This is a genomic window from Sporosarcina sp. P13, from assembly GCF_002743055.1.
Taxonomy (GTDB): Bacteria; Bacillota; Bacilli; order Bacillales_A; family Planococcaceae; genus Sporosarcina.
Map to the genome: position 1 here is coordinate 35,496 of NZ_PDYM01000015.1, position 14,666 is coordinate 50,161.

16 protein-coding genes are annotated in these 14,666 nt (G+C 45.2%); 3 read left to right on the forward strand and 13 right to left on the reverse strand.

Going from position 1 to position 14,666, the window contains the following annotated elements; all coding sequences use genetic code 11:
- Positions 1–94 precede the first annotated feature (94 nt).
- The 7 genes from CSV79_RS16595 to CSV79_RS08870 all read right to left on the reverse strand — a co-directional run bounded on the left by CSV79_RS16595 (position 95) and on the right by CSV79_RS08870 (position 6,407).
- Positions 95–412 carry a hypothetical protein gene (locus CSV79_RS16595; RefSeq protein WP_143560552.1) on the reverse strand — a complete coding sequence of 106 codons (318 nt, stop codon included), beginning with the start codon at positions 410–412 and terminating at the stop codon, positions 95–97.
- Positions 413–423: 11 nt separating this feature from the next.
- Positions 424–1,407: a nuclease-related domain-containing protein gene (locus CSV79_RS08845; protein ID WP_099688685.1), complete on the reverse strand. Its 984-nt coding sequence runs from the start codon at positions 1,405–1,407 to the stop codon at positions 424–426.
- A gap of 183 nt (positions 1,408–1,590) precedes the next feature.
- Positions 1,591–2,145: a methyl-accepting chemotaxis domain-containing protein gene (locus CSV79_RS08850; RefSeq protein WP_099688686.1), complete on the reverse strand. Its 555-nt coding sequence runs from the start codon at positions 2,143–2,145 to the stop codon at positions 1,591–1,593.
- A 30-nt stretch (positions 2,146–2,175) separates the two neighbouring features.
- Positions 2,176–4,047, reverse strand: a complete 1,872-nt coding sequence (locus tag CSV79_RS08855; protein ID WP_099688687.1) for a hypothetical protein — start codon at positions 4,045–4,047, stop codon at positions 2,176–2,178.
- Positions 4,048–4,767 carry a hypothetical protein gene (locus CSV79_RS08860; RefSeq protein ID WP_099688688.1) on the reverse strand — a complete coding sequence of 240 codons (720 nt, stop codon included), beginning with the start codon at positions 4,765–4,767 and terminating at the stop codon, positions 4,048–4,050.
- Positions 4,768–5,277: 510 nt separating this feature from the next.
- On the reverse strand, positions 5,278–5,727 hold the full coding sequence (locus tag CSV79_RS08865; protein WP_099688689.1) for a transcriptional regulator: 450 nt from the start codon (positions 5,725–5,727) through the stop codon (positions 5,278–5,280).
- Positions 5,728–6,083: 356 nt separating this feature from the next.
- Positions 6,084–6,407, reverse strand: coding sequence for a hypothetical protein (locus tag CSV79_RS08870; RefSeq protein ID WP_099688690.1), 324 nt, complete (start codon positions 6,405–6,407; stop codon positions 6,084–6,086).
- Positions 6,408–6,616: 209 nt separating this feature from the next.
- Here CSV79_RS08870 and CSV79_RS08875 point away from each other — a divergent pair, with 209 nt between their 5' ends.
- Both CSV79_RS08875 and CSV79_RS08880 read left to right on the forward strand, forming a co-directional pair.
- On the forward strand, positions 6,617–8,191 hold the full coding sequence (locus CSV79_RS08875; protein ID WP_099688691.1) for a hypothetical protein: 1,575 nt from the start codon (positions 6,617–6,619) through the stop codon (positions 8,189–8,191).
- Positions 8,188–10,929, forward strand: coding sequence for a DEAD/DEAH box helicase (locus tag CSV79_RS08880; RefSeq protein ID WP_099688692.1), 2,742 nt, complete (start codon positions 8,188–8,190; stop codon positions 10,927–10,929). The genes CSV79_RS08875 and CSV79_RS08880 overlap by 4 nt, the downstream gene beginning before the upstream one ends.
- Before the next feature lie 38 nt (positions 10,930–10,967).
- Here the strand turns inward: CSV79_RS08880 and CSV79_RS16600 are convergent, their stop codons facing one another.
- Positions 10,968–11,165: a hypothetical protein gene (locus CSV79_RS16600; protein WP_143560553.1), complete on the reverse strand. Its 198-nt coding sequence runs from the start codon at positions 11,163–11,165 to the stop codon at positions 10,968–10,970.
- A gap of 275 nt (positions 11,166–11,440) precedes the next feature.
- Positions 11,441–11,857 carry a single-stranded DNA-binding protein gene (locus CSV79_RS08890; RefSeq protein ID WP_099688694.1) on the reverse strand — a complete coding sequence of 139 codons (417 nt, stop codon included), beginning with the start codon at positions 11,855–11,857 and terminating at the stop codon, positions 11,441–11,443.
- A 242-nt stretch (positions 11,858–12,099) separates the two neighbouring features.
- Here CSV79_RS08890 and CSV79_RS08895 point away from each other — a divergent pair, with 242 nt between their 5' ends.
- On the forward strand, positions 12,100–12,552 hold the full coding sequence (locus tag CSV79_RS08895; RefSeq protein ID WP_099688695.1) for a YwpF family protein: 453 nt from the start codon (positions 12,100–12,102) through the stop codon (positions 12,550–12,552).
- A 27-nt stretch (positions 12,553–12,579) separates the two neighbouring features.
- Here CSV79_RS08895 and CSV79_RS08900 read toward each other — a convergent pair whose 3' ends face one another.
- The 4 genes from CSV79_RS08900 to fabZ all read right to left on the reverse strand — a co-directional run bounded on the left by CSV79_RS08900 (position 12,580) and on the right by fabZ (position 14,644).
- Positions 12,580–13,191 carry a ribosomal eL19 family protein gene (locus tag CSV79_RS08900; RefSeq protein ID WP_143560554.1) on the reverse strand — a complete coding sequence of 204 codons (612 nt, stop codon included), beginning with the start codon at positions 13,189–13,191 and terminating at the stop codon, positions 12,580–12,582.
- A 68-nt stretch (positions 13,192–13,259) separates the two neighbouring features.
- A complete protein-coding gene (locus CSV79_RS08905; RefSeq protein ID WP_099688697.1) occupies positions 13,260–13,637 on the reverse strand; it encodes a hypothetical protein in 378 nt (125 codons plus the stop codon).
- A 93-nt stretch (positions 13,638–13,730) separates the two neighbouring features.
- Positions 13,731–14,123 (reverse strand): hypothetical protein, encoded by a 393-nt coding sequence (locus tag CSV79_RS08910; protein ID WP_099688698.1) that lies wholly within the window; start codon positions 14,121–14,123, stop codon positions 13,731–13,733.
- 83 nt (positions 14,124–14,206) lie between these two features.
- Positions 14,207–14,644, reverse strand: coding sequence for a 3-hydroxyacyl-ACP dehydratase FabZ (fabZ, locus tag CSV79_RS08915; RefSeq protein ID WP_099688699.1), 438 nt, complete (start codon positions 14,642–14,644; stop codon positions 14,207–14,209).
- Positions 14,645–14,666: the final 22 nt, after the last annotated feature.

The window sequence follows — 14,666 nt, forward strand, 5'->3', positions numbered from 1 at the left end:
CGGGAGTGGGGCTATGAGCGCGGGAGTGGGGCTATGAGCTCGGGAGTGGGTTCTATGAGCGCGGGAGTGGGGGCTATGAGCGCGACAACGCTTTCTATGAGCGCGGGAGTGGGGCTATGAGCGCGGGGGTGGGGGCTATGAGCGCGGCAACGCTTTCTATGAGCGCGGCAACGCTTTCTATGAGCGCGGCAACGCTTTCTATGAGCGCGGCAGCACTTTCTATGAGCGCGGCAGCACTTTCTATGAGCGCGGCAACGCTTTCTATGAGCGCGGCAGCACTTTCTATGAGCGCGACAACGCTTTCTATGAGCGCGGCAGCACTTTCTATGAGCGCGGCAACGCTTTCTATGAGCGCCCGAAATTTAATTGGACGTGAAAAGAAGCGTATGAGAGGTTCATGCGCTTTTTTCATTCGTGGGGATTTTAGAATGTGAGGTTGGTTGGGTTGCTGAGGAGTTTCGGGGAAAGATGGTAGATGGCGTATCTTTTTTTGCCGGATATTCGAGTGAAGGGATTGGCTAGAAGACGCTTTGCGATGTGGCGGGAGTGGATGTTGGTGAATTGACGAAATTGTTGATTAGTGAGTTGGGTGCCTTCGATGCAATACCATTCTTGCAAAGTAATTAGATGGGCATCGAGATCTTGGTGGCCACATGCTTGGCAGTTCCATTTTTTTAATTGCCAGCGCATGCTTAGGTGGTTGCATGTCGGGCAGGCTACGCCGGTATTTAGTTCTTGCGTGGTGAGTTTGTATTTTTCCGTCAGCGGAAAGGGTTCGTATTCGCGATGTGCGTTTTTAAGTTCATTGGCTAGTCGGCGGATTTGTTCGGATGTTAGGATGTCTGATTGCATTTCTAAGGCGCGTAGTTTGTTTGGGATTTCGTAGGTGAATGCGATTCGGCTGGATGCCATGTTTTCAATGGTGAGTTCATTTTGATAGGCGAAGACGACAAATTCGGTGAGTGGGATATCGATATTTCGTTGTTGGAGCCAGTTTGTGAAAAAGTGTTTTTTGCGTTCCATTTCTGCGAGCGGACTTTTGAGGACGGTTCGTTCCCCGTTTGCAGCTTCGCGGATGAATTGTGTGGGGTTTTCTTTAATGTGTAGTTTGCCCGCGATGTTTTTGATTTCGAATAGAATGATGATGCTTGGCGTGATAAGAATGGAATCGATTTGGAAGTAGGCGTGATCTTGTTTAAGAAATAGGTCGTGGAGGATGGCGTATGGATAAGGCGGAATGAATTCTCGAAGTTGATAGTCGAATTCTCTTTCGCCTCCAAATCCGGCTTTTCCGTTGTAGTAGTCTAATCGGATTTTTTCATATTTCTCGTGGTTGATTGGTAGACGTTTTAAGAGGGCGTGTTGGCCAATGATTAGTTTTGGCATTTCACGCGTTTTATAGATCATGTTCTCCCCTCCTTTGAGTGTGGTAGTTTGTTTTATTATAGCAAGGAAGTCGAGCTTTGGGAAATCATGGATAAAATTTAATTTTGGGTGGATTTTCGGGGGTTAAATTGAATTTTGAGGTGGTTTTTGGGGGAAGAATTCATTTTTGCGGGGTGATGGGGTGCGTTTTGGAATGTTTTTTGATTAAAATGAGTCTTTTGTTCTAGTGGGGGAGTTTGGTGAGATGTAGGCTATGAGCGCGACAGCACTTTCTATGAGCGCGACAACACCTTCTATGAGCGCGAACACACTTTCTATGAGCGCGACAGCACTTTCTATGAGCGCGGCTACGCTTTCTATGAGCGCGGCTACGCTTTCTATGAGCGCGAACACACTTTCTATGAGCGCGTGAACACTTTCTATGAGCGCGCGAACACTTTCTATGAGCGCGGCAGCACTTTCTATGAGCGCGGCTACGCTTTCTATGAGCGCGAAAACACTTTCTATGAGCGCGGCAGCACTTTCTATGAGCGCGGCTACGCTTTCTATGAGCGCGGCTACGCTTTCTATGAGCGCGACAACACTTTCTATGAGCGCGGCTACGCTTTCTATGAGCGCGACAACGCTTTCTATGAGCGCGACAACACTTTCTATGAGCGCGACAACGCTTTCTATGAGCGCGGCTACGCTTTCTATGAGCGCGGCTACGCTTTCTATGAGCGCGGCAGCACTTTCTATGAGCGCAGCTACACACTTCAAACCAAAAAAACTGCCACAAGGGCAGTTTTTTTAGTGTTTGATCATATAGTGTACATATTCTTTCCAGTGGGTGCCTTTCCATTTATCCCAGCTTGGTACGTGGAGTGGGAGTGGGTGGAAGATGCGTTGGTTGATCAGGTAACTGTCTAGATTATCGCTGTGTAACGCTAATGCACCTGGTTCGATTCCGCTTGTTACGATGGAGCGGTCGAGTACGGTGAATGTTGTGTCGACTGTGCGTAGGTTTGCTCGGCCGTTGGTGTCGAGTGTCCAGATTTGTGCACGGTCATTGTGTTTGTTGAGTAGCCAGTTGGTTTTGATGCTGACTGCTTGGTTCGCTTCATTTGTTTGAATGAACGTGTTGATGTTGGTGCCGAATGGTAAATCTAGTTGTCCATCTGACGGCGCGATGCGTACTTCATAGTAGACTAACGGATCGGTCTTTTGTGTGTTGCCTAGTGATTTGTATGCTTTTAGCCATTTTTCGTCTGTTGCCGGTACTTTGGAGACGGAAACGACAACGCCGTTCAGTGTAGAGATTTCTGTTGGGTAGTCCGGTTTAATGCGATCACGGACTTCAGCTAACTTTCGCTCTTTAGCTGTCTGCATCTGAACGGGTGCACCTGGTGGCGGTGTGCCGTCGTTTAGTGTGCCGTCCGGATTGGTGATGGCTCCGTCAGTTTGTGTTGTTGTGCCGTCTGGGTTCGAAATGGTACCGTCTGGATTGGTAACACTGCCGTCCGGATTAAGCGTACCTTCCGTGTTAGTCGTTCCAGGATCAGTTGTACTATCTGGATTGACTATGCCAGGGCTTGTTGTTTTACCTGGCTTCGGATTGATTGGCTTTGTTACTGTGCCATCTGGTTTTGTTATTGAACCATCTGGGTTGTCCATCGAGCCGTCTGGATTACCTGAAGTCCCGTCAAAATTTTCTTCACCTGGCTCCAATTTGACTGGGGGTATTATCCCTTTATTGCTATCGACTTCATGATTTAAGTCGTCGAATTGATTGTCATCTATAAAAACGTCATTCGGTGGTGTGCCGTCAGCGGAAACAGCTACTACTTTTTGGTCTTTTAATCTACCGACTGCATCTGGAGTTTCATTTGGCAAAGTAGGCACAAATGGTGTACGGATCGAGTCGTGCTGAATCGTTACGAAGCTGCCTGTTTCGATTGCCGGCCATTCGTGATCGAGTACATATGTGACAATCGTTTGTTCGGTACTATAAATATCGATAGACGGTGCAGATGGGTCGCGATTGATTTTCACAACATAGCCACCGACTGGGCTCGTCAGTGCAGATTCTATAGAAAGTTCCGCAATTTTCGAATCAAGCGTTGTGATTTGGTGCTGTACTTGAGCCAGGTCACGTTTTGCGTCCGCAATAGCTTGTGCATACGTGCCTTCCCCTACTACGTCAACATCGACCTGTAAATTGACGCGAACTTTATTTTCATCTTTGGAATCATAGTAGTCGCTTTTACCTTTTGAACCGCCACTTTTGGACTGCTCGTACTCTAAATCTCTAATCGTTTGGCTAATTGAAGAAGCTTGGTTTTGCAAGGCAATCAATTCGGCATCTAGCTGATTACGCTGCGAATCGATGTGATCGACTTTCAATGATGCAAGTTCCGTACCGAAATCAACGGACTCACCTTCTTGAACGAGCCATGAGTCAATTTTCTGACCTTTATTTAAATAGATGGTATGCAAGTCTTTTGGTGCGATAAAGCCTTCTTTGTCGAGTTCTTTTTTATAGTCATCCACAGCTAGACGTTCATAATCGCTGACGTAGATGGACTTTGGAATTTCGCTTTTATGTGAGAACACTAAATTCATGTTCAATGCAAGAAAGGCTGTAATAAGGACCGCCACAATGATGTTTTGTGATTTCATCATTTATAGTCCCCCTATCATTAATAGATTAAGCAATTTTTCAACCGGAACGAAGCCGATTGCCGCCGTGATCAATGCGAAGACCACTTGCAGGGCGATCAATAGCCAAATCGTGTTTTTCGGAACTTGATTACTCGCTTGACCGAAGTCATATTCATCAGCTTCTATTTTATAGAAACTGATAAATCGATATTGAACGGCCACAATTAGCGCGGAGAAAATCGTTAATTGGTTAACGAATAAGATAATGTACCAGTTTTCAAGAAACGTCATCGCTAGCGGTCCAAATGAAAGAATTGACACGGTCGCTACTTTGCCCGCAATTGCGAACACTAGGAAATTGATAAGCTTTTCAAATAAAAGTAACCCTACCACGACGAGTTGCAGTTTTAATAGTGGTTTGAAAGGGATGTTCGTGATCATGCGTAAAATCCATGCTACGCCCCAGAAGTGGAACGATATATAGAGAACCGACCAGAGTACCGATCCGAGTAACGCTGTGTAACGACCGATAGCGTAATCGTCGAGTGTTCCGTTTGCTAGAATATATGTCATCGTGTCCGTGTTCATCCCCCACATGCCCCGACCGATGAATAGGATGATGCCTAAGATGAATACGCCAAGCACACGGCGTTTAAATTGTGTCACCGTTCCTTGCCCTAATTCGCCAGCAAGTCGGTCTGGATATACTAATGAGCGCCAATAACCGTAAGTAGAATACATATGTACTTCTCCTTTATCTCCAACTTGTTCGTTCGAATGTTATCAATTTCTGTCTCTCTTACTTTATCAAAAAATGACGATTTTGCAATGAATGACTCGTCTCGGGAGTGAATTTGGCATAAGTTGTGAGTTTTCCATCGGAGAAGTTGGTTAATTACATTTGGTGAGTAGTCTAAGGTTTCCGTTAAATACCCTAGTTCTATAGGTTTATTTAGTTATCAGAATGTTTTAAATTCGTAGGAGCGGGTTATACTTAGAAGAGTAGCAGGAAGAGTTGAACGACCGTAAAATACATAAAGGAGTTGATGGACGATGAATTTGGACAAGACGATTGAGTTTACGTGGCAGGATTTTGCACTGGGTCTCGGTGGATCAGGAATTTTCGTCGTGGCGCTCCATTTTCTAACGTTATGAACCTAGCATATAAACACTTTTCATCCACATAAAAACACCTCGGTTTTGACGCATCTAGATGCGCTTCCAACTGAGGTGTTTTTTAAAGAATATTTGTCAAATCAGTCGCAATCCTTCCATCAACTCCTTAAACAAGAGTCGGTTTTTCGTTTCTAGCGCATAGTCTACCATTCGTTCCCAATTATCTCTCTCCAATTGCTCCACTAATCCGTCTGTTTCCCGCATATTCTCTTCCTGTAGATGGCCTTCCAATCCCATCGCTCCTTCGAGTATAGTCGACAAATGCAAATGTAAATCGGAAACTAGCAACAATTGATAAAGTGGGATCTTGATGAACCTATTTCCACGTTGAAAGACGAATACCTCTCCCAAGTTTTCAATTTGTAGGCTTTTAGTATTGATAACTATTTCCTTACCTTCTGCTGGAATGAACTGAAACACTTCGTCATTTTTGATGACTGAGAAGTATTGGTAGGCGAATACAAGACGTAAGTTGTATTCTTCCTTTTTCGTAAAAAATGGCTTGATTCGCTGTATGAGTAACATGACTTCTCCCTCCCTTTACGCAATGCACCTTGGCGTACATCTTGCATCCCCTTCCGCCATAGGCTTCTTATGACTAAGCGAAGCATGCCTCACTTAAATCATTTGAATATTCCGACTACTATTAATATATCACAATTAGGAGGGTTTTGTGAATGATATGAGCCTAGATACATGTAATATGTCAAGAGAATTTTCAGATTGTCCGCATAATTGCTAGTGTTGTTGATTTTATGCGGTATGTACAAGCTTTACTTACCTAAATAAAATGTGATCCGATAGAAAGTTGGTTATGTCACAGACGATGTACAAAGTATTCGGTATCACTTCGGATCACGTGGATCATTGTGAATCTGTCGTTAGTTTAGCATAAATGATTTTTGCAACGGAAAAAAAGTGATTTCATCTTGTTGTAGTCTGGCCATGACTTTTCCACCCATATCAACACATGACTTGCTGTAAGAAAAGATGATTTGATTGTTCGCATAATGAATAATGACTTTCTTGAACATCATTTCACAGCAAACTACGTCATATAAGTAGAAGATTTTACGATATTCGTCATGAATCATTTTTTCTGCGCACTGTTCGAGCGTTTGTATAAACGTCAGGTTTCTAAACAGCACGGACTGCCGATTGTGTAAATGGTCGTGCAATTGAAATATATGTAACATCAATTGCATACTTTCTATCGCCTCCACCTCCCTCTGTTGCATACTGACTCACTACTCTCGCAATTGTCTATAAAAAGCTAGTTTCTTGTCGAACCGTGACAACTGCATAAAAATCAATTATGTAACTACATCAGAATCTTCTTTTGCCTTCCTCAGCAGTGGTAATGAACTGTAAATCACGGTATAATGGAAAGAATGCTTATGAAGGAGTTGATTCGATGCAAATGACGATCGAACGAATAGCTAATTTGCACGAACGTGAAATAGAAGAGTTCATGAACCATATTAAACATACATTTCAACCGTCGATTCAACAGCAAGCGGACATTGTGCGTAAGGCAGCTTCACTCGTTCGAATGAATGCGATTGGTGCTTACCGCTATACAGAAAGTGAACAATCTATAATGGCTAATATTTCGGGAACGGAGTCCGAGTTCGCGCGACTGTCTTTCCAATCGATGGAACCGTACTGCACATGCTTGAACGATCGTTGGTGTGCACATCAAATTGCAGTCGTATTCCATTTGTATTCACAATTTCATTCGCTGTCTGATTGGTTGCATAATTGGCGACAAGCAGGCACGGTACAGACGCAGCTGTCAATTTCGGAGCGTACGCCGGAAGCCTGGATTACGGCACTATCCGTGTTAGTCCAACCGCTTTCCGAATTGGATCATAAAGATGGGCCGACTGGATTTTTGCATTACGCTTCTAAAATTGAACAGCAAAAGACGCGGCTTTCTCCATTTGAATGGGAATGGAAGCCGCTATTTTCGCTGTATTATCAGCTGACGTTATTACGGGCGGCTTGGCCCTTTTTGCGGAGTGAGTTAGCTTCAAATGATTCCTATCATTACGGCAAGTGGCAGCTGACAATATGGCTCAACGAACAGTTATCTGCATTAAAAGCAGGCATTAAACAATTAAGTTCAAAGTCCAAGTTATTTGAAACGGATGCGTTCCATACAAAGTTAAAGGATTTGATTCATTCATTCGCAGTGGAAGAAGAAGGATTATTTTCGAAGCGTTTTGAAGCGTTCCGATTGGTTTATACTGAATTATATGTAGAGGAAGCAGAACTGACACAAGAGCTTGAACGCTTACAACAAGACACTGCTAACGACGCGCCGTTATTCCGTGCGTTTTTATATTTGACGTCAGGACGTTTCGATGAGCTGGATCACGAACTAGATTCACTTGATCCGACTGCCGTGCCGCAGTGGTTGTCTTTTGCGATGTATGCGAAAGAGGATGAAGATTTCGATATCGTACAATCCATCATGCTACAGTTGCTTCCTCATCTAGCCGACTATTATCAACAGCTTGCTTCACGTAATCGCTCGGCTTTTGCAGAAGATATCGATGAATTGCTTGCGTTATCTGATGTATCTGAAGAGCAGCGCGATCAGCTATTTCAATCATATGGTGCGGAAGCGAGCCGTGCGTACGGCAAGTTTCTTTTTGAACGCAGTCGTTATGAAGAATGGGCTGCGCTTATGCACTTGACGCGCGGTTCTGTCGATATGATTGACGGTTCGCTTTTAAAGACGGCGTTAGCAGAAGATGCGCAAGCTGTATTCCCGCTCATGCACGCCGAAGCATTGAAATTGGTGAAAGAGAAAAATCGCGACAGTTACCGACGGGCAGTTCGCTTATGGAAACAGATGAAAACCGCCGCCAAACGCGATGGTCGCAATGAATTTTGGAACCGTTATGTCAATACAGTCCGCCAGCAATTCCCCCGCCTGCGTGCACTGATGGAAGAAATGGAGAAAGGAAACTTGCTGCTATGACCGATTCGAACATCTTGCAACTCGCCTTGAATGTAACGTTAAACGAAGGACAGGATGGGGCATTTCTCGTTTCTGCCGCTGTCGCAGGTGAAAAGAAAGCAATTGATGCTGATATGCTCGTGTCCTATCTATTTTATTCGGATGAACAGACGATGTATGGCATGCTTGTGCCTCAACGTGACAACTGGCTCGATGTCTCGATTGACGATCTATTGCGGTTATTTTCTTCTACTAATCACCCGTACGTTCACTATGCGGGCGCAACAGCAGAGGATCAAGAGATTTTAACAGGGATTCGTGAAGCAGCAAAGCTTTGGCAAGACCCTGCGTTATTCTCCTATATTCAGGCAACCGATCAAGGATTATCGTTCGATGTAGAAGAGACAGGTTTATCTGAGCGAGCTGGGCGTTATGTATCGCTAGCGGTTCGTGGGCAACTGGCTACTCTTGGTGTTTCGATGGCTGATTTCCCTACATTACTCCCCCACTTCAAGCAATATGGTTGGCCGCATAGTGAAACGACTAAGTTACCGTTTCGTGTGGCACTGCGCTTGACGGAACCTGAAATTGACGAGACCGATTGGCTGCTTGAGACCGTGCTAATTAGCGAGCGTGGTGCCCAGTGGTCGCCGGCTATTCGTAAAATTACAGATTCTATTGAAGATGCATTACCTGCGAAGCGAAAGCCGTTTGCACAAGACATTGCCAATCGACAAGCGGAGATGATTGGGATTTTCCGTTCCGTGGAGTTACCTAAAAATAATCAGTTCATCCATGAATCACTCAATGATGCACAAGTGCGTATTTTCATTCAGGAAGATCTGCCGCTTTGTCAGGCATTCGATTATCCGGTCATTTTACCGGCTTGGCTGAAGTCCGTAACGGAGACGAAGCTGAAAATCAAAACATCTGCCGGTATGCAATCGTATCGTTCGTCTGCAAGTCTCGATCAAGTACTTTCATTTGATTGGCAATTTTCACTCGCTGGAGAAAAGATTGATCGTGCACAATTCCAGCAAATGGTCGATGAAAATCGTGAATATATTCGTGCGGGCGATGAATGGTTCCACTTGGATCCTGCTTGGCTTAAGCGAATTCGCGAGTTGATGGAGCAAGTAGACGATGGCGAATGGACCGTGAAAGATTTGCTATTCCATGAAGTACCGGAGGAGATCGCCCCCATCCTCGATGAAGAGGAAGAAGACGATCCACTGATGGCGTTTTCGATGCAGCAGTCGTTACGTAAAGTGATGACGATGCTTCAAGAGAAGAAAGGTTTACCGACTGTTCCAGTACCCACTAGTTTGAACGCAGAGTTGCGACCGTATCAGCAAGAAGGTTTTGAGTGGCTTCATTTCATGCGGGATAATAATTTCGGGGCGTGTCTTGCGGATGATATGGGGCTCGGGAAGACGGTGCAGCTCATTACGTATTTATTGTATGTGCATAATTTACCGGAAACGGATACGCCTTCACTAATCATTTGTCCGACGAGTGTGATGGGTAACTGGCAGAAGGAGCTCGAGCGTTTTGCGCCTTCTTTACGAGTACATGTGCATTACGGAACGAATCGCGCACGTGAAGAGCAGTTTGAATCAATTATTACGAAACGTGAAGCGGATATTATCTTGACAACGTATGGCACTGCGACACAAGACGGTGAGATGCTTTCAAACTATACCTTCGCGAACGTGACGATTGATGAAGCACAAAATATTAAGAACTTGCAAACGAAGCAGTCACGTGCGATCCGTAAACTTCGTGGAATTCATCATATTGCGTTGACAGGAACACCTATTGAAAATCGTTTGTCTGAGCTTTGGGCAATTTTTGATTTCATTCACAAAGGGTATTTGGGCAGTTTCCGTAAGTTTAATGAAGAGTTTATCGTGCCGATTGAGCGTGATGACTTGGAAGCGGAGAAACGTAAATTGCGTTCTCGCATCCAACCATTCATGATGCGACGTACGAAGAATGATCCGGCATTGCGTTTAAATTTACCGGAAAAGCTAGAGCAAAATGAATATGTACCGCTAACGACCGAACAAGCAGCACTCTATGAAAGCTTTGTTTCTGAGACGAAGTTCAAGCTTGAGACGCTTACTGGTTTTGAACGAAAAGGCTTGATTTTGAAAATGTTAAGCCGTTTGAAACAGCTCTGTAATCATCCAGCACTGTTCTTGAAGGAGCCGCAAGCCCCTGCCACTGAGTTAACGAAGCGTTCGAATAAAACAGCGCGAATCGTTTCGATGGCAGCAGAGATTGCAGCGAATGGGGAGCAATGCTTGATTTTCACGCAGTATATCGGTATGGGGCAAATGCTGCGCCAGTGCTTGTCGGAGTTGCACGGAATTGATGTGCCGTTCTTGACGGGCAGCATGCCGAAGGGGCAGCGTGATGCGTTGGTGGAGGCTTTCCAAAATGGAGAGTTCCCGATTTTCATTCTGTCTTTAAAAGCTGGCGGTACGGGATTAAATTTGACGCAAGCGAATCATGTTTTGCACGCGGACCGTTGGTGGAATCCGGCTGTGGAGAACCAAGCAACGGACCGTGCGTATCGTATTGGGCAGACGAAGTTTGTGCATGTGCATAAGTTTGTAACCGTTGGAACGATTGAGGAAAAGATTGATAAAATGTTGGTAGAGAAAGCGGCACTATCGGCTGATTTGATTCATTCGAGTCAGTGGCTAACTGAATTGAATGATCGAGAGCTAGATGAGCTGTTGACGTTTAATTAACTACTAGGCTTGCATCTTACAAGGATGCAGGTCTTTTTTTACGTTCGTTTTGGATAGGTTGGCAGCAAAAAGGGATTGGTTTTTATCGTTTCAAGGTAATTCAGGCGTTCGTTCAAGTTGGCGATGATACGTACGAGTTGGCCAACTTGGCTTTCTAGTCGTTGAATGTCTTCCTGATGCGTCGTTTGGGCAGCTGAAGTATTAGGAAGTTTGAATGGGGGCTCGTTTCTTGGCATAGGCATTCCTCCTTTCAAGGATCGTTTTATGTATTCCGCCAGCTCTTTGGAAGTGGTCTCCAAATGGATGAGCGACGGATAAGTTGGCGTAATTTCAGTTCCTATGCTTTGCGCCACGAAGGTCCCCTCCCTCATGACACATTGTTAATTGGCGAATATGCTTGTAGTGTCGTTCTGTTTTTTGTGCTTGATTTGCTACTCTTGTCAGGAATTGATCAGTAGCGGTTGTGCTGTGGCGGGTTTGCCTGTGCTTCCTCCCCTTTCAGATTTCTTTTTTAGAAAATAGGAAGTGCTTGTTCTGTCGGCTTTACTTCTTCAAAACGTTCGGACCCTGTAGATGAAGGCGCTTTCACTTCAGAGTTGTTGAATCTTGATGGTTTCGAGGATAAGAAACGAATTTCATCGCACACCACTTCTGTGACATAGACTTTCGTTCGATCGTCGCGTTCGTAGTTACGTGTCTGAATACTGCCGCTAACTCCTACGAGCGATCCTTTGCCACAATGGCGAACCAAATTTTCAGCGGTTCTTCCCCAGACAGAGCATAAGACAAAATCGGTTGCTACTTCTCCATTGGCATTTTTGAAGCTACGGTTGATTGCGAGGACGAATGTGGTGTTAACACGTCCTGATGAATGCTCCTTGAGCGCAAGATCTTTGGTGATGCGTCCTACTAAAGCCACTTGATTCACAAGTTGTCCCTCCCTTCTTTGGATTGACACTATCGTATGACAGAAGTGGATTTCTCGCAAAGTGGCAAAATTGAATTTTGCTAGCGTTTTCGGGGTCGTTTTTCAATTTTCATTTGAAGCATTTTTTGGTTTTTCGCGATATGACAATGTTTTGGATGATTTGACAAGTGTGCATTTTTGAATTTTCAGGTGTTCTACATTTTTTATGCTATACTTGTGTAAATTGTACCGAGGTGATTGAATTGAAGACGTTTAAGATGCTTTCGGTGGAAGTGATGCAAGACGAGGGTGTTTTGCCATTTCCTCTATATGATGGGATTATTATTAATCAGGAAAACAGCCATAGACTTTGGGTATTAGAGCTTTTTATTGATGCAAAGTATAAGGATGTTATGGAGAATTGGAAGGCTGAAAAGACAGTTCTGACCGTTCGCGTAGTTATTTCGTATCCTGGTAACGAGCCTGCTTCATTCATAGTTTCTGTGGAAGATTGGCGACAAATCGGCGACCGAATCTCCGTCTTGATGAAGGGACGACTGAAGCGTGCGCGTTCTAAGTACGCAGAGCATTTGTTAGAAGAGCTGCTGGATGAAGGATTAGCCGGCGATGCCTTGCTTGAGCGTTTTGAGACCGGTATGTGGGATCGACCGAAGTTGAAGCGTGATTTTATTGCGGATGAGAAACCTAAGATGTGAGCTACCTCCTTGTTGTGGTGGCTTTTTTTATTGTTGGCTGAAGTTGGTTATGAGCGCGTGGGCGGGGTTTATGAGCGCGCGGACGAGGGCTATGAGCGCGGGTGGCAATTCTATGAGCGCGCGGACGGAAGCTATGAGCGCGGGTGACGGTTCTATGAGCGCGCGGGCGGGGGCTATGAGCGCGGGTGACGGTTCTATGAGCGCGCGGGCGGGGGCTATGAGCGCGGGTGACGGGGCTATGAGCGCGCGGACGAGGGCTATGAGCGCGGGTGACGGTTCTATGAGCGCGCGGACGAGGGCTATGAGCGCGGATGGCAATTCTATGAGCGCGCGGGCGGGGGCTATGAGCGCGGGTGACGGTTCTATGAGCGCGCGGGCGGAAGCTATGAGCGCGGGTGACGGTTCTATGAGCGCGTGGGCGGAAGCTATGAGCGCGGGTGACGGTTCTATGAGCGCGCGGACGAGAGCTATGAGCGCGGGAGGCACTTCTATGAGCGCGCGGGAGGAAGCTATGAGCGTGGGAGGCAATTCTATGAGCGCGCGGGCGGAAGCTATGAGCGCGGATGGCAATTCTATGAGCGCGCGGACGGAAGCTATAAGCGCGGGTGTCACTTCTATGACAAGAGAAACATTTTTCACAAGAAAATACACACATCAAAAAACGACCCTTGCGTGCAATGCAAGGGTCGTTTTTGACAGCTGGCTACTTATCGGACTTTACGATCTTCGTCGCGTAGAACACCGTCAGGAGCTGTTTCGTTGCCGTTCATTTCTCCTTGCATCGTATTGTCGTCGAGTGCACCACGATTATCTAAGCCATCGTCAAGGAGACCGTCGCGATTGTTGTCTATCCGATCACGATTGTTTTCCTCGATGATGCCTTCACGATCCATCACGCCGCCATTGTCACGCTTATTGTCATCTAAGCCGTCAAGATCCGGCCCTACACGTTCATTAGGCGTTAAATCTCTTTCCAGTTCTTGCATAGGCGTTTCGTTATTATCTGGAAGAGCGCCTTTGTCTGTATTACACGCGGTTAGAACGAGTGCGGATGCGAAGACTACGGGTAATGCTTTTCTGATCATAAAAAAATTCCCTCCTTTTTTGCAAGCTGTCAATCATACTGAACCGTACGATCTTTGTTAGCTTGTGCGAAAAGGAAGGAACTATTCATATCATTATTTTAACTGGTTCGCTTTTGCTTCTAATACGTTTTGAACGTATACAGCTTCTGCTTTACAGCCATATTCATAATACGTATTGAGCTTTTCTTGAAGAATTTCGATTTGGGCAATCTGCTCTTCTGTCGGTGGATCATTGAGGATACGAACAAGTACTTCCTCTACCCGTTGAGCCAAGTCTTTATGGAATTCTGAAGATGTTATGATTTCATCAGGAATATTATCGTACCAAAGCGCTTTAGTCGTAATGTATTCGCGCCAATTCGCATAAAATTGTTCTATATTGTATTGCTCTACAGACCAACCAATTTCGTTCATATATTGTTCAAACGATTGCGAAATAGAGCGAGTAATACTACTTTTAATATTCGGAGAAAGCTCCTTAAGCATGCTCTTTGTAACCTCCCACTGTATGCCGAATAGGGCATTGCAATGTCCTTTATATCGATTTTTTGACGTATTGCAAAATGATTTTACTGTTCTTGAACGGGGCCAAGCGCAAATGTGATTTCAGTTTCACAAGCGATTTCACCGGCAACTGTTGCGATTGCTTTTCCTTTACCGATGGATCCGCGCCAGCGAACGATGTCCACCTCTAGACGAAGCGTGTCGCCTGGTGTAACTTGGCGCTTGAAACGACAGTTGTCGATGCCAGCGAAAAATGCCAGACGACCTTTGTTTTCTTCTTGTTTCAATAAAGCGACTGCGCCAACTTGCGCCAATGCTTCGACGATGAGTACGCCTGGCATGACCGGATAACCCGGGAAGTGACCATTGAAAAATTCTTCATTAATCGTAACATTTTTGAGTCCAACTGCGCGTTTGCCTTCTTCTAATTCTTCGATACGATCGACTAATAAGAAAGGATAACGATGTGGAATAATTTCTTGGATTTGTTGTGCGTTTAGCATGGGAATTGGTCTCCTTCATTCG